Origin of the sequence: Mesorhizobium sp. M1252, from assembly GCF_040318265.1 — a bacterium.
In the GTDB taxonomy this organism is placed as follows: Bacteria; Pseudomonadota; Alphaproteobacteria; order Rhizobiales; family Rhizobiaceae; genus Mesorhizobium.
Genome location: NZ_JAMYLX010000033.1, coordinates 1 through 18,679, shown reverse-complemented (window position 1 = coordinate 18,679; position 18,679 = coordinate 1). Strand labels below are relative to the sequence as shown.

The following is an 18,679-nucleotide window of genomic DNA, read 5'->3' as shown; positions in this document are numbered from 1 at the left end:
AATTTTTATTTGCTCTGCAGCGTTTTTTGGGTTGTTGTGTGGGGGGGTTGGGGGGGCCGTTGTGTTGTTTTTTAGCGGGGGGGGGGGGCGCTTTTCGCGGAGCCGGTAGCTGTCACCCCGGATGGTGATCACCGTCGAGTGGTGAAGCAGGCGGTCCAATATCGCCGTGGCGACGACAGGGTCCCCAAAAACACTTCCCCATTCGCCCACGAGCGATTTGAGGTGATCAGGATCGAGCCCTTCTCGTAGCGCCGGGACACCAGTTGGAAGAACAGGTGGGCCGCATTGGCCTCGAAGGGTAGGTAAACCCAGCTCGTCGATGATCAGCAATTTCGGCCGCGACAGGATCGTCAACTGCTTGTCGAGCGAGCCGTCGTTGTGAGCCTTTGCCAGCATCGCCACCAAGGTGGCCGCCGTGACGAACTGGACGTTGTAATTCTGGGGGATGGCCTCGCGGCCGAGACTCACAGCCAGGTGCGTCTTGCCTGTCCCTGGCGGTCCAAGGAATAGCACGGTGTCGCCGTGAGCGATCCAGCGGCAGGTCGAAAGGTCTCTGATCTGTCCCTGATCCAACGAGGGCTGCGCCTCGAAGTCGAAGCCGCCCAGCTCGCGCACGAACGGGAACTGCGCCAGCTTGCTCGACATCGATATCCGCCGCTCGTCGCGCCGCGCGATCTCGCGCGACACCAGGAAGGCGAGAGCCTCACGCAATGTCATCTTCGAACGCGCTGCCTCGTCCAGCAACGTGTCGAGCTGGTCGCGGATCGCCGTCAGTTTCAGCCGGTCGAGCGCTGCGATCAGCACGTCATGATCCACGTTCGTCATCACCAGCCTCCTCCGACACCGCCTCATATTCGGCAAGCGGCCGCAGCAAGACAGCGGGAGCGATCTCGATGGGTTCTTTACGCCGCGAATAACCCAGCTTCCCAACGAACAGGTGAACCCGAACCCGCTCGCCGCCGATCCACAGCTGTCACCGAAGTCGATCTGCATCTGATGGCCCGGCGCCGTTTCGAAGCGGACCGTCGCCCGCTTCTGTGCCTTTAGCTCTCGCCGCCACTGCCGAACTCGCAGACCGATGATAATTCCGTGCTCGCTCGCCAACTCTTGGCGGATCACATCCGCATTACCGTCATGCCGGAAAAAACGCTCTCGAAGCCAATCATCAAGCCCGTCGAACGCACTGCGCCGGGCAGGCTGTTTAAACGGTGAAGCTCCGCCCTCTCGGAGATATCGGCGAACCGTATTACGCGCGCATCCAAATTCCTTGGATAGGCGTTTGGCACCCCAACCAAGCTCGTGCAGCCGCAACATTGCCACCACCTCATCAGCCTGAAGCATATCCCCGCCCTGCATCGTTCGCGATGCAGGATGCGCTGAAATCTCGATCGTCATCCATCACTCCTCGTTTGATACGAGGGGTCAGTTCTTCGCTTCGCTAGGGGGGTCAGTTTTCATTTCGCGCGACAATCGCACTCGACGTGCCGGAAGCGGAGGTGCTGTCATGACAACATGGCCTGATCCCGAACGGCTGTTGATCGCGCGCTATCTGGAAGGCCTTGGCCTGCGCCGCGCCGAGAGCTGTGCCTATTACAAGCAGGTGCTGAACAGCTTCCAGGACGTCGCTGAAGACCATGCCGAACTCGGCAAGGATGTTCTGGTGACCTGGCTGCAGACATTGTCTGACCATTGGATGCCGACGACGCTGCTGAACCGCACCCGCATCATCGATCGGTTCCTCGATCATCTTTCGAAAACCGGAGCGATCGAGCGCAATCCCGTCGCCGCCTTGTGCGAGGCATGCAATATCAAGCGACGTCGGCAGGTCTGGCGCGCACTGGCGTCGCATGACCCCGAACAGGCCCTGGCCGAACTCCGCCAGCCGAAGCCGTTCGGCAGCACGCTGGGCGGGATCATGGCCGAGCATGTCGCGCTGATGCGCAACCGGGGATACAAATACACCTCGCAGCCCGCGTGGTTCTTGCGGTTCGATCGGTTCCTGCAGTTGAATCCTGCGCTGCAGGATGAACCGATCGAGGTGATGCTGGAGCATTGGACGAAGGCGAAAACGACACTCAATCACGCTGCGGAATGTGAGCGACTGAAGCGGATCCTTGCGAGGGTCCTGCGCCACAACGATCCATCACTCCAGCCGCGCCGCCCAGACCCGCGACCGCAGAAGGAATTAGCGCAACAGTGGCGCCAGCCTTACATCTATACGCCAACCGACATACGTCAGATGCTCGATATTGTCCGTTCCTATCCTTCGCAACGGGCCCGGCTGCGCGCATCGAGCCTCCATACCATGCTTCTACTGCCCTATTGCGCAGGGCTTCGACGTGGCGAACTTGCCCGTCTCGATCTTGGTGACGTCGACTTCCACGCCGGCTCGATCACAATCCGGCAAACCAAATTCTACAAGTCGAGAATCCTGCCGTTGCCCGACAGCGTGATCGCCGAGCTACGGGCTTATCTCGATGCGCGGCGGCAGGCCGGTGCACCGCAGGACCCGCACTCCGCCCTGTTCTGGCACGAGGGGCGCAACGCCCGCTACACAAAGCAGGTCATCGCCTTGTTGCTCGTCGACGTGATCCGTCGAGCGGGGTTGAAGCCGCCAGAAGGGCGAACGGGTCCCCGTCTTCATGACCTTCGTCACTCGATGGTCGTGCACCGTATCCTCGAACGGTACCGCTCGGGCATCAATCCGCAAGACCGGCTGCCGTTCCTCGCGACACATCTTGGCCATAAGGATATCCACTCCACCCTTATCTACATCACCGTTACACAGGACCTGCTTCATCACGCCAGCGAGCGGTTCCGGGCGGTGGGCGTCCCATGCCTCGATCTGGGGCAGGAGGTGCGGCCATGAGCAAGGCGAACGCGTTTCCGGATCTGATGCGTGCGTTCTTCTACGAATGGCTCGTCGAGCAGCGCAACGCATCTATCCACACGGTCCGATCCTATCGTGACACTTGGCGACTGTTCCTGCGGTTCGTCGCACAGCGCACGGAAAAGAAGGTGGCGGTGATCAAGCTGGCTGATCTGAGCGCCGGCGAGGTGGCTGCCTTCCTCGGTCACGCCGAGCACGACGGCGGCGGCGCGATCGGCACGCGCAACTGCAGGCTTGCCGCGATCCGCAGCTTCTTCAACTTCGTCGCGACGAAGGACCCCGCATCGATCGCTCAGTGCGTGGAAATCCTTCACATCCCGGTCAAGCGGGCGCCGATCTCCGAAACGCTGGCTCCAGGCTCAAACGTCGCCGCGACCAGCCGCTCCTTCTCCTCGCGAGACCAGCGCCGACGCCGCTCGACCGATGTGATCACCTCGATCGTCATAGGGCTACTCCTAGTGCTTGCACTAGGACTTGCAGCCTTCAGCCTACCTCGGCAAGGCGGCCGTCACCGTGGGGATACGATCCGGTGACATTCCTTCACATTACCGCCACCTCGCGATTAACCGGAATAGGCTCAGCTGAGCATATGCCGGCGAAGCCTGCGAGATGAGCGATCGGAGGCTGGCCTTCGGCACGGCTATAGACCAAGACGTCCGGGACCAAGGCAGGACTATTCTGCGTTCCTGAGGCCGCAAGCTTACGATCACCCGGCCCTGCGGCAAAAATAGGCCCAACAATGCCTCCAATGGATTGTTTGGCTAAATATAAGTCGCCTGCAAGGGCGAAGATGCGCTCGTTTATGCATGGAAAGTAACTAGGTATGGAGTGCCTCAATCAGCCGAGCGCGTCCGAGGCCGAGATACGGACGGTCGTTTTCTGCGGATGCATCGATAATAGCGTCTGCTGTCTGCACCTAATCTCGATACCGGAGCTGCCCAGGCGACCGGAAGCTTGGCATGAATGGCGCGATGGAGGCTATAGGTCATAGCCGTCTCTTGTAAATGCAAGGCTTTAAATGGATGTTGAGCGCTGCAAGTTGTTTATGGAAGCGCTCAATGGCTTCCAGTGCTTCGTCACCACCATGACCTGCAATCAAAGCCCCTAGAACCTCGGCGATTGCAAAGGCAGGGGTCATCGTATGAAAGAACGATGGACTATCGGTCGAAACCACGACGGTGGTTTCTGCAATCAGCGCCAATGGGGCGACCTCGCTATCGGTTATAGCAACAACTGAGATTCCCCGAGATTTCGCGAACTTCGCTAATTCAACGGTCGCCCGCGCGTAGGAGTAGACACTTGCGACAAGTAGGACATCACCCTTACAAGCGCCTCCGATAGCGTCGCTCCCCATGCCCGCAATGCCGTCGAGAAACACCGATTTCTCGCCAACAAGCCTGAGAATATATTGTAACTGCCAGGCTACGGCGTGACTCGAGCGCAGTCCAAGGCAGTAGATCCTGCGGGCTTTAGCCAGCGATACTGCTGCTGTCACCACGCGGTCGAGGGATCGAGGCTCCGCAAGCTGTGTGACCTGCCTTGCGATTGACTTGAGCATCTCTGCAGCAAGCGCATGGTCACCCTTCAGCTTCTGCTTTGCAACCGGTTTTCCTATCCTGCCAGGAAATCCAGCCGCTGCATCCCGCAAGGCTTCAGCATACATGTTTCGGATATCGTCGAACCCCCCTAGGCCAAGATGCTTTGCAAGACGCGTCATTGTTGAAGGTTGTACGCCTGCCTGCCGCGCCTGTTTGCGCATGGAAAGCAGAGCGACATCACGAGGCCTGTTGAGCACGAAGCGCGCAGCGTTCTGCATTTGCTCCGACATTCCGTCGAAAGCGTTGAGGATTGTCTCCCTGAGCGGGCCTTGTTCCATAGGCATGCCACCTAGTTGTGTTGCAAATTCTGGATTTGCCACGCTGCACGCCGTCATGGACACAATTCAGACGGCGATTGCCTTGAACTACGTTCCGAGCGAGGGTACTGGCGATCGCGGTTTGGAAGGTCTTGAAAACCCAGCATTGGTCGCACCGGCGCTTATGCGTCCGATGCTCACTTTGCTGGTGCGAATGCGGATCGGTTTCAGCGCCCGTCGTAGCCGATCCCGGAGGCTATGGAGCGTAAGCGCCTTCTGAAGAAAGCGTTTGGCTGCCGCCAAGGCCTTTGTACTTCCGCTCACTCTGTGTCGCTAATCAGCATTGCGCGCCTTTTGATCTCATCCTTCGGGCAAATCGTCCAACCAGCAGGCGCCTTCGCGGTGCGGCCGGGAAAAGATCTTTCCGATCTTTTCCGGATCCTTGTTTTGATGATATCGCATATACACGCGTCCATCGGCTCCAAGGTCGAGGATCTCGATCTTCCCGGTATAATGGGACATGATGTATTTGAATGTCTTTTGAATGCCGCTAAGACGTTTGGTGATGCTGCGCGTTATCTCTAGTCCGCGGGACAGTGGAACCTGAAAATGAGATGCTCCTTTCACCGGTCTTCCCTGAAAGAGATAATAAGGACGGACTCCCATTTGGTGACACCTGGCGAAGGTCGTAGCCAATATCTCGGGATCATCGTTGACTTTCGCGAGAAGTACCGACTGGTTGAGGAACTGCACGCCTTGTGTGCGCAAGAAGCGAATAGTGTGCTCCGCATCGGCGGAGATTTCCCCGATGTGATCGAAATGTGTGACGATCACTGCGGCTTTGCCCGCTTCCTGTATCCGTTGGAACAAGCCAGGGAGAGCGGGATCTTCGAACCGCTTAGGCCTGTAGGCGACTGCTTTTGTACCGAATCGGATTGAATCCAAATGTGGGATCGGCAGTAGATGATCAAGAATTTTGTCGAGCCGAGCGGTGCTGAGCATGAACGGGTCGCCTCCCGATAGCAGCACATTCGTCATCTCAGGATGACCCACGATATATTGTGCAATCTGAGCGAAATTAGCTGCGATTTCATCGGAATTTTTGCCGACAATGCGTTTGCGAAAACAATAGCGGCAATAAGAAGCGCAACGGTCCGTTACCAGCATCAGCCCGGTCTGGGCGTACTTGTGCTGAAATCCGGGCACGACCGTATTATCATGCTCGCCGCTCGTATCCAGATTGCCGGGACTGTCGAACTCCTCGAATGAAGGCTCGACGATGTATTTAAGCTGGTCGTAGTAACCACTGGTAGTGATCTGTTCCCGATAGGATTTTGTGACGCGATAACGCGTGATGCTATTGGCTTGGAGTTCACCTTCGGTAACGACGCGCGTTCCCTCGATGAAATTAATGACCGCAGTCTGGAGCCGCGGGCCCGAGTTTGTGGGTGGTGATTGATGCGGACAAACGCGAGACGCCGTAGAAGTCGCCCTCGCGTTCGGCTCGCGACAGCTAAGGCCTTGGTCTTTGCAGATGACCGCGATCGTCTCCGGATCCCGAGCCGCCTGCGCCTCAAATAGCTTATGAATGGAGCGGTTCGGCGGGTAGTCCGCTTCCGTCGGGTTCGATTGTACCAGAAGACGGTGATGTTCCTCCGCCAATCGAAGCGGCAGCGACCAAACCCGCTGCCCGGGGGCGGCCGCCATCTGGCTTAGCGCCTGCTGCAAATGGCTCGTAAGCCGCTCGACCGTGCTCCGCTCAAATAGCGATGTCGCGTAGATCAGCCTTCCATGAATGGCATCGCCGACCTCAGCAAGCTCAAGCGCAAGGTCATGTCGCGCGACGCTGTCGTCAAAGGCGACGTGCTCAAGCTCAAACCGTGGCAGCCCGGTGATGGTCTCCGCGCCGTTGTTTTGCCATGCAAGTACAACCTGGAAGATCGGGCTGTGAGCCAAGGCGCGGGGCGGATTGACGAGTTCCACCACTTGCTCAAACGGCAGGTCCTGGTTTTCTTGCGCTCCAAGCGCGGCGGCATTCACCCGCTCCAGCAATGTCGCCACCGTCGGATCGCCCGACAGATCGATCCGCAGCGCCAGGGTGTTGACGAAAAGGCCGATCAGCCTCTGAATCTCGGAGCGTGTGCTGTTGGCGCTCGGCGTGCCGATCACCAGCTCGTCCTGACCCGACAACCGCGCCAACACGAGCGCCCAGCCCGCCAGCAGAGTCACAAACAGCGTCGTTCTATGAAGTCGGCTCAGCGCCTTGAGTTGCGCGGTCAGCGGCTCGTGCAACGCGAACTCGACGTAGCTGCCGCTGTAGTCCCGCTGCGCTGGCCGCGGCCGGTCCGTCGGCAGCTTCAGCACCGTTGGCGCGCTAGCCAGCACGCGGAGCCAGTATTCCGATTGACGTTTCAGCACCTTGCCTGCCAGCCAACGGCGCTGCCAAACCGCGTAGTCCGCATACTGCATCGGCAACGGCGGCAGCCGATCCGCGAGACCCTCCCGGGCCGCAGCGTAGAGCTCGCTGAGTTCGCGCGTCAGGATCTTCTGCGACCAGTCGTCCGAGATGATGCGGTGCGTCGTGATCAGCAGCATGCGGTCGTCCACCGCTAAGCGCGCCAGTCGTGTGCGGATCAGCGGCCCGCCTTCCAGGTCGAACGTCGCCTGCGCGTCATGGCGCATCAGATCTGCGAGTGTCGCCTCCAGATCCGTCGCCGTCAGATCGTCTCGTTTCAGCGGCTGGCCGATATCCGCCGGTCCGATCCGCTGGACCGGCTCGCCGTCCTCCACTCCGAAGGTGGTGCGCAGGACCTCATGACGCGCCACCAACCGGTCCAAGGCCGACTGCAGGACCGCCTCGTCCAGCTTGCCGCGAAGCCGAAGCCCCTTCTGGATGTGACAGACCTCGTTGCCGTCCGCCAGATGCGAAAGGACCCAAAGCCGCTGCTGGGGGAATGACAGCGGGACCCGCGCCGGAAGCGGCGAAGCTTGAAATGGCGGGACCGCACTCAATGGTGCAGCGTCGATCGCGTTGATTTGGATCGTTCGAGCAACTTTCATGTAGACCCCTCGGCTGGAGACCGCGTGACCGCTATGGTAGTCCTAACGGATGCCTCACCGTGTCCCTTGCAATCGGCGTGCCACCGAAAAGGTTGTGCGAGCACGAGGGGCAAAACCATGTGTTTCGCGCCGCAACGGCGGATTATTTGCGCCTCAATGTGTCAGGTTTCGAACATAGACGTCTTCAACCGGACACGGCTGAAAACGGGGGACACGAACGTCGAATGACGACCGTCGCATGCCCGAGAGATTTTTAATGCATGGGGCCAGTTGGCCGAGCTCCCCGCGTAGGCCGGCGCGCGACCCGAAGAAAGACGGTATGTGAATCGGCGTGCAAAATTTTGGAAACGATGACGTAATTGCTGTCGTCGCGCCTTTGAACGAAGACTTGGCTGACGGCAAAAGCCGCCGACCATTGAGATCAAGGAGGCCGCAGTGAAGCAATATGTCGGACTGGATGGTGCGCCGTGATGGCGCGGGAGGTGAACATGGAATTGCCACCTCTCAAGCTTGCTGATTTTCGACCGGCGGCTGCAATGCCGCCCCGCCTGCAGGAGCAGCGGGCGGAAGGGGGCCGAAAAGCTCGACCGGGCGTCGCTGGTTGGGTGTAATAAGCAGATCGGCCTGAACTGTACCGGGTGCGGATCATCGACCGCAGGCCGGGCTACCACAATGTCTATGGCGAGATAACGAAGTGAGCGCCGGAAGCCCCGGATTCAACCGGTAACGCCTCCAAGTTGTGCGATGACATGGGAGGCAAGAAGCGATCAGACGCGGTAGGGCTCGTCTATCTTCACTGCGGGGCGCGGACAACACGCTCGAGACGGGGGAAGCTCTCATTGCCCTGTCTTCCGCATCGCCTGGGGTAAAGCTCGCCGCCTACGGGCATCAAGGTTGGAAATCGGAACACGGGAACTCGGATCGTCTGCCCAGTACGGAACTGGGCTCGCCGCGACGGCCGGAGATGGACGACACCGAGGGCGGAGCTTCCGTAGTAGTCGGAGCGCGGGAAAGCCGCGCGCAGGGCGAAGGGAAGCAGGAAGACGGTAGACTTGCATGACGGAGGAGTGATCTGTGGACATGGATCACCGGGCCGACGAGGCTTGGGTACTCGGCATTCAGCGCAAACTCTACCAGTGGAGCAAGGCAAATCCCGAAGACGCGTGGCGGGATATGGGGTTGGGTAACCGACCTGCGAATGCTGCGTCACGCCTGGCGACGCGTAGCCTCGAACAGAGGCGGACGCACAGCCGGGATCGACGGGGTGACCGTGGGCCGCATCCGGAACAGGATCGGTGAGCAACGCTTCCTCGAAGGGCCTCAGGCGGAACTGCGCTCTGGCGCATACCGACCAAGTCCCGCGCGGCGCAAGCTCATCCCCAAGGCCGGCAAACCAGGGCAATTCCGACCCCTGGGCATTCCCACGGTCAAGGATCGCGTCGTCCAAGGCGCGGTCAAGACACTCCTGGAGCCAATCTTCGAGGCGCAGTTCTGGCATGTCTCCTATGGGTTCAGGCCCGGACGGAGCACGCACGGCGCCTTGGAGTATATCCGACGGGCTGCCCTCCCGCATAAACGCGATAGGGACACCCGGCGGAGTTGGATGCCGTATCCATGGGTCATCGAGGGCGACATCAAGGGCTACTTGGATCCATTGTCATAATGCCCCCTGGTTCATGAAGTGTGTTCGAAGAGGGTGGGATTGTGATTTATTGATCCATAAACCTTTTCTCTGTCCGCGAACGATATGGACGGCGTCCAGTTCGCCACGCTTGATCCGCTGCAACAGGCTTTGGCGGGAAAGTCCGAGGGTCTCTACGGCGTCGCGGATCGGTTCAAAGCCGTCGCCGGGTGTGGCGAGGAAGCGGGCCTTGAGTTCCGCCGTCAGGCGAATGCGCCAGGGCGCGCCGGGTGTGATCTGTTCGCCCTGAATGAGGCCGTTGATGTGGCGGTGGAGCGTCGACGGGGCCACGCCGAGGGCAGCGGCGACCTGACGGACGGTGACGATGTCGCCGCCGGCGGCCGGTGGCTTGGCCGTGCAGACGGGGATCTTCCAGTGTCGGCGCAGGTTTCCGACGCGGTTGGCGTCGAACCGGTGGCCGTACGCCGTTCGACGGCCCTGGCGGTTGAGGATGCCCGCGATGACGGCGTCAGGGTAATGCGGTGCCAGTCGCCGCAGCAGCGCCAGCGTATCCTCGTTGGTACGAACCGTCGCTGGTCGCGAGCGCGGCAAGGCGACGGTGAGGCGGCTCGTAGCGTCGCCCTTCCAGCGCAGCACCAGATGCGCCGCCGCCTCGTCGCGATCGACATGGAGGGTGACCTCCTCGATGAGCGTGCGCAGCAATTCCTTGCGGCACGCGGCGTGGTGGTGGGCGCGTGCCAAACGCTCGCCAGATCGGCGCCGAGGGCAAGCAGCTTTTCCGCTCCGTGGCCGACAGGACTCGCGGACGCTGCTCCTCGCGCCGCGCCAGTTCCGCCTTTGCCGCCTTCAGTGCGCGCAGCGCCTCCTCCCACTCCTGCTCGAGCCCGCGGGCCACCAGGCGATTGTCGGGATCGACGGCGCGATAGCGGCGCTCGGCGCGGTTGACGGCGAAGGCGGCACGCTCCACGTCGAGCCGCCACTGCTTGAGTACCGCCTCGCGATCGTTTTCCAGCCGCTCGGCCGCTTCGAGCGTGGTGGTCCTTGATCAGCACTTGCCAGTCTTCCATCGGCAGCTTGCGTACCGCTTGCACCGCGCACCGGTTTCGTCGAGCACCGTCTCTCGGCGATTCTTGCCATAGACATAGGCGGCCGCATAGACCGATTGGCAAGCACGCTGTGAACGGCGTGGTAGCTGGCCTCGCCCCAGCGCAGCTCTGTGCGTGCATTAAGCCACAGTGGGAACTTCACCCCGGAACCACAGCCACACGCGGCGCGCCGAGCCGAGCTCGGCAAAGCGGGCAAAGACGGTGCGGATGGCATGGGCGACGGCCTCGTCGGGATGGATCAGGATCTCGCCGTCCGCCTCGCCCCAGACGAAGCCGATCGGTAGGCCGCGGCGCAATTCGCCCCGCGCTGCCTTGTTGCGGATGCCGCCATTGAGGCGGGCGCGCAGGACGTGCAATTCGGCCTCGCTCATGGCGCCTTTCAACCCGAGCAAAAGCCTATCGTTGAACAGGGCCGGGTGGTAGAGGCCGTCGGCATCGCCAATCAGCGTATCGGTCAGCCCCGCCAACTCGATCAGCCGGTGCCAGTCGGCATTGTTGCGCGCCAGCCGCGAAACCTCCAGGCCAAGCACGATGCCGACCCGGGCCAGCGCCACCGTCGCTGGTCAGCCGGGCAAAGCCGGCGCGCATGACGCTGCCGGAGCCGGACAGGCCGAGGTCCTCGTCGATGACCAGGACACGCTCGTCCGGCCAACCCAGCTCGCGCGCCCGCTCGGCCAGCGCGTATTGTCGCTCGGTCGATTCACGGTTGTTCTCCACCTGCGACGCGCTCGACTGGCGCAGGTAGACGACAGCCAGCCGGGCCTGGTGACCGGCGGTGATCTTGCTGTGTTCAGTCATGACCGGCCTCCCTCACTGTCAGCATGCGCGCGATCACGAGGGCGAGCCGGCGCAACGCCTCCGCCCGCGCCTCGGCGTCCAGCGTCTCCCAGGCGGGTGGGTCGGGAGGCCGCTTGCGGTCTTCCTCGGCGAATCTCAGCTTCAGTTGCATGTCGCTCCTCCTTGTCATCGGGCGGCGACTCGCCGCGCCGCTCAAGAAGAGCGTCGGTCAGAAGGCGCAGATGCAGAAGGTCTGAAAGCCGTCCAATGCTGGAGTGATTTGCCGGCGAGGCTGTGGAATCACCACCCATGCCCCCGAGATACGTCCACGCGACGGGAATGTAGGTCCGGCTGCCGTCCGGCATTTCTACAAGCAGCATTGGCTCGCCGCGGCGTTTGAGTCAGCTGAATTACGGCCAGAGGCCGCCCTTCAAAGGCGTGGCCCTCCCGCATGATCGTTGCCGAGGCGGGAAGGTCCTGGTGATGGGCAGTCTGGAGATGTTTCTTTTGATACGGTCCATCACCGGCTGCTTCTCAAATGTGTGCGGCGACGGGTGCAGGACGGGCGTTTCGTCGATCTTCTCTGGCGGTTCCTGAAGGCAGGGCACATTGATCGTGGCCTGTTCACGGCCTCCAGCGAGGGTGTTCCGCAAGGCGGCGTACTGTCACCGCTCCTTTCCAACATCATGCTCCATGAGTTTGATGCCTGGTTGGAGGCGAAATATCTGAGCGACAAGGCCCGCAAGGACCGGTGGGCATGGAACTTCGGCATCTAGCAGGGCCGCCCCATTACGGTTCGAGAGAACCGGCAATGGAAACCGGCCGTCGCCTATTGCCGATACGCTGACGATTTTGTCGTGAAAAGGAACCAAGGCTCAGGCAGAGGAAATCCGCGAGGGATGCCGGGCGTTTCTGGAAGGTGAGTTGAAGCTGACGCTGAACATGGAAAAGACCCATGTCACTCACGTCAATGACGGCTTCGTCTTTCTGGGGCACCGGATCATTCGCAAGTGTGGGGCGCACGGACGTATGTCCGTCGTCACGACGATACCCAAGGAAAAGGCCAAGGGGTTTGTTCGCAAACTCACTGAAACCCTACCGGCAATCATAGTGTCAGCACGGTTGATATGATCGCCAGCCTGAACCGCCAGTTGGTGGGATGGGCGGCGTTCTACAAGTTCACCGACTTCACGGCGGACGTATTCCGGCGCATCGACCATGTCGTGTTCTGGAAAATGGCGCATTGGCTGGGACACAAATACCGGTCCCGCATCAAACCCTTGATGCGGAAATGGTACCGAGTCCCGGAACCGGGCAAGGCGAAAACTTGGCTCGTGTTTGGTCGGAATGAACGCGGCGGACCCGTCGGCAAAGCGCTGCTACGGCTTGTCTCAAGCCCAAAGGCGCAATTCCGGTGGCGTAATCCGGCGGAGAACCCATACATCTTCCGGATCGAAAACCGCAGTACCGTCACGTCGAACTATCATGATGTTGCTATGGCCATGGGCCAAGCTTGAATAGAGAGCCGTATGCGCTGAAAGGTGCAAGTACGGTTCGGGGAGGAGAAGCGCATTTGCGCTTCTTACTCCACTCTGGACCGCAGAAGGCTGGCTTTACGTTGCCGCCGTGGTCGACCTGTTCTCCCGGCGTGTCGTCGGCTGGGCGATGAAGGCCGAGATGACAGCCCAACTCGTCACCGACGCGATCATCATGGCGATCTGGAGGAGAGGCAAGCCCGACAGCCTGCTGCACCATTCTGATCAGGGCAGCCAAGGCGGATTCAACCGGTCGTCGCAACACTGATTGTGTTCACTCACGACAGCAACTCGTCAAGCGCTTCTGCCGGCGTTTTCCAACCCAGGGTCTTTCTCGGCCGCGCATTGAGGGCCGCTGCCACGGCGGCGATCTCGTCGGCGCTGTGAATGCTCAGGTCGGTGCCTTTCGGGAAGTACTGACGCAGCAGCCCGTTGGTGTTCTCATTGGTGCCGCGCTGCCAGGGACTTTGTGGATCGCAGAAGTAGACTTGGACACCCGCGTCGACTTTGAGACGATCGTGCTGAGCCATTTCGGCTCCCTGATCCCAGGTCAGCGAACGGCGTAGTTCTTCAGGCAAGGTGATGATGGTGCGCGTAATCGCGTCACGCACGGCCTCGGCTCCATGTCCCGCGAGCGCAGGTCCGTTCTTCGTGCGCGGAGCTTCGCCATGCCCCACGAGCCGGGGAAGATGCAGTAGCATCGTGAAGCGCGTCGTGCGCTCGACCAACGTGCCGATCGCCGAGCTGCCAAGACCGAGGATGAGGTCTCCCTCCCAATGTCCCGGCACCGCTCGATCGGCCGCTTCGGCGGGACGCTGACTGATCATGATCTCCGGTGAGACAAAGCCCTTGCCTCGCCTACGTACGCGCGCCCTGGGGACCCGTAATACACGTCCTGTTCGCAAGCAGGCCGTCAGCTCGCGGCGCAGCTCTCCACGGCCCTGAACGAAGAGGGCCTGATAGATGGCTTCGTGGCTGATGCGCATCGTCTTGTCGTCCGGGAAGTCGATCGGCAAGCGTCGGGCAATCTGCTCCGGGCTCCAGGCCCTGGCCCATCGCCGATCCTTTCGCGGGCCATGCCGGCGGCCCTTCCACGTAACGGTGGGACCAGGAACGAGAGCGCCGCTCGGGGCCACGACAACGCCGGCAAGTCTCTCCTCCACATAAGTGCGCAAGGTTGCGTTGAACGCAAGCTTGGTCGGCTTGGGCCGACGGGCCGATCGATCCGCATGCCACTGAGCAGTCGTCGCCCGATACTCCAACCCGCCGCTGCGGGCGGCCGCGTTGCGTCGTAGCTCACGGGAGATGGTCGAGGCGGATCGGCCAAGTCGGCGTCCGATCTCGCGTCTCGAAAGGCCCTGAATGCGAAGAAGTGCGATCTCCTCACGTTCCGCAAACGCAAGGTATCGCTCTGACGTCGGTTTGGTGGAAGACCTGAACATCGCTGGTGCCATGCCGCCCGCCTGTCGGAACAATCTGGTTCCAACAGGCTGCGACATACCAGCCGCCAACGCAGCATCTTCGCTGGTCAGCCCCTGCGCTATCCCCAACCAGAATCGCTGGAGTTCAGATCGCCCCGCCACTGGCGGACGTCCCGGTGACGGCAACGGCGCCCGTCCAGAACGGTGTGATCGTCGCTTTCCAATGCCCATCGCAACCTCCTTCGTTCAGGTGTTGCGACGACCGCTTGAATCCGCCCAATATACGAGCGAGCAGTTCCAGCGGCTGATGCCGACCACGGCATTACGTGTTCGATGAGCCGGTCGGGCAATGTCTGGGACAATGCGGCGATGGAGAGCTTCTTCTCGTCGCTCAAGACCCGAGCGGACAGCCCGCAAGGTCTACAGGACGAGGGATGACGCGAGGGCGGACGTGTTCGATTACATCGAGTGCTTCTACGACCCTCGGCGAAGGCACTCGACGCTCGGCTACATGAGCCCCGTCGAGTTCGAGGAGCAAGCTATGCTAGCTTAACCTCGTGACCGAAAAACCGGCAGCAGGCCAATCCTCACACGGCGTGGGACGGGCGCTGACATTCGAAAGGAGAAGCCGAGCGCTGGCGATAGCGCGAAGATCCGTCACAGGACCCGGTGCGAAACGCATCGCCAAACACGCGGCAGCGTCGAGCATCCATACCGGAATCTCCAGAAGGCGGCCGCCGTGTTGACCCGCCTTGCCGCATCGAGCAACCGCGCCGTTCGCTTTCTCCAAAATGCTGTGAACGCGGACTGACTTGCCAGCCCAGGGATGCCATGGATACGAAACCGCCCGCTCGTCGGTTGCCTCGGTAACGTGGGTGTTTTGTCGTTCGGTTGTACAACACATGCAGGCTCCATTCGGCGCTCGGATATCTGAGCCCGCAGCAGTTCGAGGATCAACACATCCGGCAGACTGGCAAATCGGCAGGCTGATATCTATCCACCCTCAGGGGGCGCACTCCGGAAGGGGTCAATGCCTCGTGTCGTTTGATGGCTGCGGCGCACGATCATTGGCGCCGGCCAGTTGAATGGACGCCGCAATGGGGCAGTTTGCCATCCAGTTCGGCCCGTGCTTTGCGGGGCCACCGCGCTGCCCCCCCGCAAATCGCATCCCGCCCTTCACAGAGGCCTCTTACACAAGAGATCGGACATTCCGCTGACGGACTGCCGCCCGATCTTGCAGCCGCGCATTCAATGATTCTGGCCGAGCGCACTGCATCACGCAACTATGAGGCCGATGATGTTCCAGGCCCGGCACTCTATCAGGCTTACGACTTTCGAAGCCATGCATTTGAAGCACAAGTAACATTGGTCCCAAACGCGTCGGTGTAATAAGTATCGATTAGGAATCCTGCTTTCTCAATCAACTCGAAGCCATCTATAATTTCTCTATTTGCGTACACCGGATTGTCTTCAATTACATAGTAATCTCCAGACACCAGAAATTTGTTCAAGTAAGAGAACACCGAAAATATTTGTACGTGGGCATCGTCGATCACAAGCCATGGATGAGGCAGGCTCATTAGAAAGTTTTCATCGAAATTGGCGACGACAGAAAGGTCAATTTGATGAAAGCTAAGTAATGGATGTTGCCTTGCATTCTCATGCACAAGTTTTGTATACAAATCGAAGGAGTGAACTTCACCGGGATTCTCACAAAGCACTGACATTTTGTCTGCGAACCACAGTCCGCTGCCGCCCTGAGCTGAGCCCAGCTCTAGAATTGTGCTCGGCTGAAGTTCCCAAATTAGCCTTGGATACAGAGCCAGATCAAAAGGTGTCTTGTAAATTATCAGCCCTCTATAAGTCATCGCCAAGGCTCCAATTTTTGTGGAGCGCTGGTCAGCAAGAAATGGGTGGATTGCTGACATCCAATCTCGATCGGATGGCTTTGCAAAACGGTCAGAATGATCAGCATTCAGGACGGCGTTTATTCCGGCATTCGTCCTCTGGCCAAGAAGTTGTCCGCCGAAGCCGCCAGGCCTCATCTGATCGGGGTAGTTCTTGTGACAGGCGTCCCAAAAAGCCTTGTGTTCGGAAGCGAGTTTCATAGGTCGATCTCCATACTTGCGTCTGCCTCCTTATCCGAGCAAGCGGCGTGCCACTCGCGGAATGAGGTGCGCGCTTCGCATAACCAGAGTGAGAAACGCCTCGGTGCCAGCACGCCCACAGGAATGGTCGGCGCGCTTTGTCGGGTTTGGGACATCGGCTTCATCAATCGGACATGGATGATGCAACAAAGCCGGTATTAAGACGGTGCTGGTCGCTTCTTATGCTGTCGACGACCCTTGGTCGTCATGATATTACTTGTGGAAAAGACCGTTCAGCTCGATGGTCCGGCCGGCACAAGCGGCGATGCGCTCATTCGCGCCAGCGCCGAAGATGTTCTGCTTGTCACTTCATACTCTCGAACCCGCCGAGGCCGCCCGCTAAAAAGGGATCGGGATAGTTGTGATTACCGACAACGAAGTCTCCCCTCTGGTGACGATTGCCGAGCACGCGGTCCTCTTCTCGACGGAAAGTCCAACCTTCTTCCATACACTGACACCGGCTCTCGCCCTTTCGGAGTCTTGTGCGGGCTGTTGGCAGCCCGTGGCCGAGTTGCATCACTGGAAGAGCTTAAGCGCGCTGATCACCATCTTTCTGCGATGAATACATACGCGACATCCATCCCGCGACGGAAAATCTGAGGTAGTGAGCACTCGGAAACCCTTTCCTGTGCTGTCGTGCGGTCGACGCCATCGCAAGTAAACGGTTATTAATAGGCAACAGAGACCCTCTTGTGCCTCTCGAAAGGTGAGCAGTCTTTATTTGCCGCAGATCGCAACAGCATTCCCATGGTCCGGAGCGCTGCATAATACCTCGGCGTTCTTGATTTCGATCGGGACGCGCTGAATACGCATGTCGATATTTCTTCCGGCCTGACATTACGCTATACTGCGGCGGCATTATCGTGGCGGCCGACCTTGCTTTGTCGCGCGAGTAACTGTTCGACAATTCGATTAGTCGTGAGCCCAATCATCTCCGCGGCGGAGACAGAATCTGCCTTGGTGCTCGCGATTTTTTCAGTTTAGGAAGTCTGATTCCACGTCGACTCTACAACTCATAGTCCCGCCCAACAGTTTAAATGCTCTTCATACCGCTTGCTTTACAATTCGATAATTCCAATGTTTACCGCTTTTAGAGCAGCGAGCGTTCTGCTATTGGCATCCAATTTTCGCATTATGCTTTTAACGTGAAAATTCACAGTATTTCCGGATATTCCGAGAATTTTTCCTATCTCCCACGACGATTTTCCTCTGGCTATCCAAAGAATACACTCTTTTTCCCTCGTTGAAAGGTCGGGCGCTTCTTCGACGCCGCCCGACTTCGCGAACTTCGCGACCGTCACATGGAAATGCACGGCGGCAAATTGGAAGTAGGGGATCGCTTTGTTCTGCAATTCGCGGTCCCAAGGCTGAGCAAAGCTCATGATCGCAAAGCTGCCATCGGGGCCGTGCAATGGAACACTAACGCCTGACCGTAAGCCGAACATAGCAGCTTCGTCGAAAACGCGCCGTTCCTCTTCCGTTATCCTTGCGTCGTTATACACCTCACTCCATCGAAAAGCGCCGGCCCGTTTTCGACTCATGTTAATGATGGGGTCTATCCTGTCATAACCCATTTCGAAATAACGCTCCTGCCATTCATCAGGATAGTTCAGCATCGGCGGTGCATCGCGTCCGACCCGCGTTAAGATTCTTTGGTCCGCTGCAAGAGAAGCATAGGCGATCCAGGGGCAATCACAATTCAGGGCAAAGGCTGACAAAAGGTCAAACAGCCGCTTGGATTGAGTAACACCATCAGTCTGGTCGAGAAATCGGCCCAGCTCGACAGCACACGCCTCCCGGGCTGAGGCGGGAAAATGCATCGCCGGGACCGAAGAAAACTGGTCAGACACTCAGGTTGCCAGCTTTCGAAGTTGAGAGACGGCAGTCATCGGGGCGTTCCATAGTCTCTGTCCTCCGCAAGGATTACGTCGGATATTGTCACTTGCGCATTCGTTGCGAGGTAGCTGAGCACCTCTACAAGCAAGACGGCATTGAAAATCCCTATCATATGAACGCCGATAATAGAGTTATATTGTGTTAAATCTCTTCTACTCCAATTTTAAACAAACTGAAAAACTTGGTTATGAATTTTAAGCGCTTACGACTTTTGGCCGATTGACCTCAACGATCGTATCGATCTGCCCCGAGTTCTCTAGCCTAGGCAGGCTTCTCTGATTGGGGTCGTTGAGGTCAAGCTCCTCCTGATATTTTTCCGGACCATGTCGCGCCGGGGGTCACTCGCTTCT

15 protein-coding genes and 3 pseudogenes are annotated in these 18,679 nt (G+C 59.3%); 8 read left to right on the top strand and 10 right to left on the bottom strand.

Annotation, left to right across the window (positions count from 1 at the left end; all coding sequences use genetic code 11):
- Nucleotides 1-852: ATP-binding protein (locus NKH22_RS30995; protein WP_502908624.1), on the bottom strand; the 852-nt coding region annotated here is incomplete at its 3' end.
- Nucleotides 853-904: 52 nt separating this feature from the next.
- Nucleotides 905-1,395 (bottom strand): annotated as a pseudogene (locus NKH22_RS30990) (IS21 family transposase); the annotation flags it as partial.
- A 109-nt stretch (nt 1,396-1,504) separates the two neighbouring features.
- On the opposite strand from NKH22_RS30990, the gene NKH22_RS30985 reads away from it, so the two are divergent.
- Together NKH22_RS30985 and NKH22_RS31630 are read left to right on the top strand one after the other, a co-directional pair.
- Nucleotides 1,505-2,869 carry a tyrosine-type recombinase/integrase gene (locus NKH22_RS30985; RefSeq protein ID WP_352912357.1) on the top strand — a complete coding sequence of 455 codons (1,365 nt, stop codon included), beginning with the start codon at nt 1,505-1,507 and terminating at the stop codon, nt 2,867-2,869.
- Nucleotides 2,866-3,423, top strand: coding sequence for a site-specific integrase (locus NKH22_RS31630; protein ID WP_502908622.1), 558 nt, complete (start codon nt 2,866-2,868; stop codon nt 3,421-3,423). The genes NKH22_RS30985 and NKH22_RS31630 overlap by 4 nt, the downstream gene beginning before the upstream one ends.
- A 452-nt stretch (nt 3,424-3,875) precedes the next feature.
- Here the strand turns inward: NKH22_RS31630 and NKH22_RS30970 are convergent, their stop codons facing one another.
- On the bottom strand, nt 3,876-4,766 hold the full coding sequence (locus NKH22_RS30970; RefSeq protein ID WP_352912361.1) for a MurR/RpiR family transcriptional regulator: 891 nt from the start codon (nt 4,764-4,766) through the stop codon (nt 3,876-3,878).
- Between the two features lie 339 nt (nt 4,767-5,105).
- Entirely contained in the window at nt 5,106-7,805 is a 2,700-nt protein-coding gene (locus NKH22_RS31625; RefSeq protein WP_502908621.1) for a condensation domain-containing protein, read from the bottom strand.
- Nucleotides 7,806-9,003: 1,198 nt separating this feature from the next.
- On the opposite strand from NKH22_RS31625, the gene NKH22_RS30955 reads away from it, so the two are divergent.
- Nucleotides 9,004-9,468, top strand: coding sequence for a reverse transcriptase domain-containing protein (locus tag NKH22_RS30955; RefSeq protein ID WP_352912355.1), 465 nt, complete (start codon nt 9,004-9,006; stop codon nt 9,466-9,468).
- Here the strand turns inward: NKH22_RS30955 and NKH22_RS30950 are convergent.
- From NKH22_RS30950 to NKH22_RS30940, 3 genes are all read right to left on the bottom strand, one after another.
- Nucleotides 9,463-10,188, bottom strand: a complete 726-nt coding sequence (locus NKH22_RS30950) for a hypothetical protein (protein WP_352912353.1) — start codon at nt 10,186-10,188, stop codon at nt 9,463-9,465. The genes NKH22_RS30955 and NKH22_RS30950 overlap by 6 nt on opposite strands.
- A gap of 484 nt (nt 10,189-10,672) precedes the next feature.
- Nucleotides 10,673-11,107: a recombinase family protein gene (locus NKH22_RS30945; protein WP_352912351.1), complete on the bottom strand. Its 435-nt coding sequence runs from the start codon at nt 11,105-11,107 to the stop codon at nt 10,673-10,675.
- 236 nt (nt 11,108-11,343) lie between these two features.
- Nucleotides 11,344-11,502 carry a hypothetical protein gene (locus tag NKH22_RS30940; RefSeq protein WP_202364472.1) on the bottom strand — a complete coding sequence of 53 codons (159 nt, stop codon included), beginning with the start codon at nt 11,500-11,502 and terminating at the stop codon, nt 11,344-11,346.
- 286 nt (nt 11,503-11,788) lie between these two features.
- On the opposite strand from NKH22_RS30940, the gene NKH22_RS30935 reads away from it, so the two are divergent.
- The 4 genes and pseudogenes from NKH22_RS30935 to NKH22_RS30920 form a co-directional block, all read left to right on the top strand.
- On the top strand, nt 11,789-12,106 hold the full coding sequence (locus NKH22_RS30935) for a reverse transcriptase domain-containing protein (protein WP_502908620.1): 318 nt from the start codon (nt 11,789-11,791) through the stop codon (nt 12,104-12,106).
- A 148-nt stretch (nt 12,107-12,254) separates the two neighbouring features.
- The gene (locus NKH22_RS30930) at nt 12,255-12,461 is read left to right on the top strand and encodes a hypothetical protein (protein WP_352912347.1); all 207 of its coding nucleotides are present in this window, start codon (nt 12,255-12,257) and stop codon (nt 12,459-12,461) included.
- The gene (locus NKH22_RS30925) at nt 12,458-12,847 is read left to right on the top strand and encodes a group II intron maturase-specific domain-containing protein (RefSeq protein WP_352912345.1); all 390 of its coding nucleotides are present in this window, start codon (nt 12,458-12,460) and stop codon (nt 12,845-12,847) included. Before NKH22_RS30930 ends, NKH22_RS30925 begins: the two co-directional genes overlap by 4 nt.
- A 67-nt stretch (nt 12,848-12,914) precedes the next feature.
- Nucleotides 12,915-13,103 (top strand): annotated as a pseudogene (locus NKH22_RS30920) (DDE-type integrase/transposase/recombinase); the annotation flags it as partial.
- A 40-nt stretch (nt 13,104-13,143) separates the two neighbouring features.
- On the opposite strand, the gene NKH22_RS30915 reads toward NKH22_RS30920, so the two are convergent.
- On the bottom strand, nt 13,144-14,517 hold the full coding sequence (locus NKH22_RS30915; protein ID WP_352912343.1) for an IS30 family transposase: 1,374 nt from the start codon (nt 14,515-14,517) through the stop codon (nt 13,144-13,146).
- A gap of 37 nt (nt 14,518-14,554) precedes the next feature.
- Here NKH22_RS30915 and NKH22_RS30910 point away from each other — a divergent pair.
- Nucleotides 14,555-14,839: pseudogene (locus NKH22_RS30910) on the top strand (IS3 family transposase); the annotation flags it as partial.
- A 772-nt stretch (nt 14,840-15,611) separates the two neighbouring features.
- Here the strand turns inward: NKH22_RS30910 and NKH22_RS30905 are convergent.
- Together NKH22_RS30905 and NKH22_RS30900 are read right to left on the bottom strand one after the other, a co-directional pair.
- A complete protein-coding gene (locus tag NKH22_RS30905) occupies nt 15,612-16,394 on the bottom strand; it encodes a CmcI family methyltransferase (protein ID WP_352912341.1) in 783 nt (260 codons plus the stop codon).
- A 1,097-nt stretch (nt 16,395-17,491) separates the two neighbouring features.
- Nucleotides 17,492-18,283 carry a LuxR family transcriptional regulator gene (locus tag NKH22_RS30900; RefSeq protein ID WP_352912339.1) on the bottom strand — a complete coding sequence of 264 codons (792 nt, stop codon included), beginning with the start codon at nt 18,281-18,283 and terminating at the stop codon, nt 17,492-17,494.
- Nucleotides 18,284-18,679 lie beyond the last annotated feature (396 nt).

Coding starts and splice junctions, on each gene's coding strand:
- NKH22_RS30985 (WP_352912357.1), top strand. CDS start 1,505: ATGACAACATGGCCTGATCCCGAACGGCTGTTGATCGCGCGCTATCTG.
- NKH22_RS31630 (WP_502908622.1), top strand. CDS start 2,866: ATGAGCAAGGCGAACGCGTTTCCGGATCTGATGCGTGCGTTCTTCTAC.
- NKH22_RS30970 (WP_352912361.1), bottom strand. CDS start 4,766: ATGGAACAAGGCCCGCTCAGGGAGACAATCCTCAACGCTTTCGACGGA.
- NKH22_RS31625 (WP_502908621.1), bottom strand. CDS start 7,805: ATGAAAGTTGCTCGAACGATCCAAATCAACGCGATCGACGCTGCACCA.
- NKH22_RS30955 (WP_352912355.1), top strand. CDS start 9,004: ATGCTGCGTCACGCCTGGCGACGCGTAGCCTCGAACAGAGGCGGACGC.
- NKH22_RS30940 (WP_202364472.1), bottom strand. CDS start 11,502: ATGCAACTGAAGCTGAGATTCGCCGAGGAAGACCGCAAGCGGCCTCCC.
- NKH22_RS30925 (WP_352912345.1), top strand. CDS start 12,458: ATGATCGCCAGCCTGAACCGCCAGTTGGTGGGATGGGCGGCGTTCTAC.
- NKH22_RS30915 (WP_352912343.1), bottom strand. CDS start 14,517: ATGGGCATTGGAAAGCGACGATCACACCGTTCTGGACGGGCGCCGTTG.
- NKH22_RS30905 (WP_352912341.1), bottom strand. CDS start 16,394: ATGAAACTCGCTTCCGAACACAAGGCTTTTTGGGACGCCTGTCACAAG.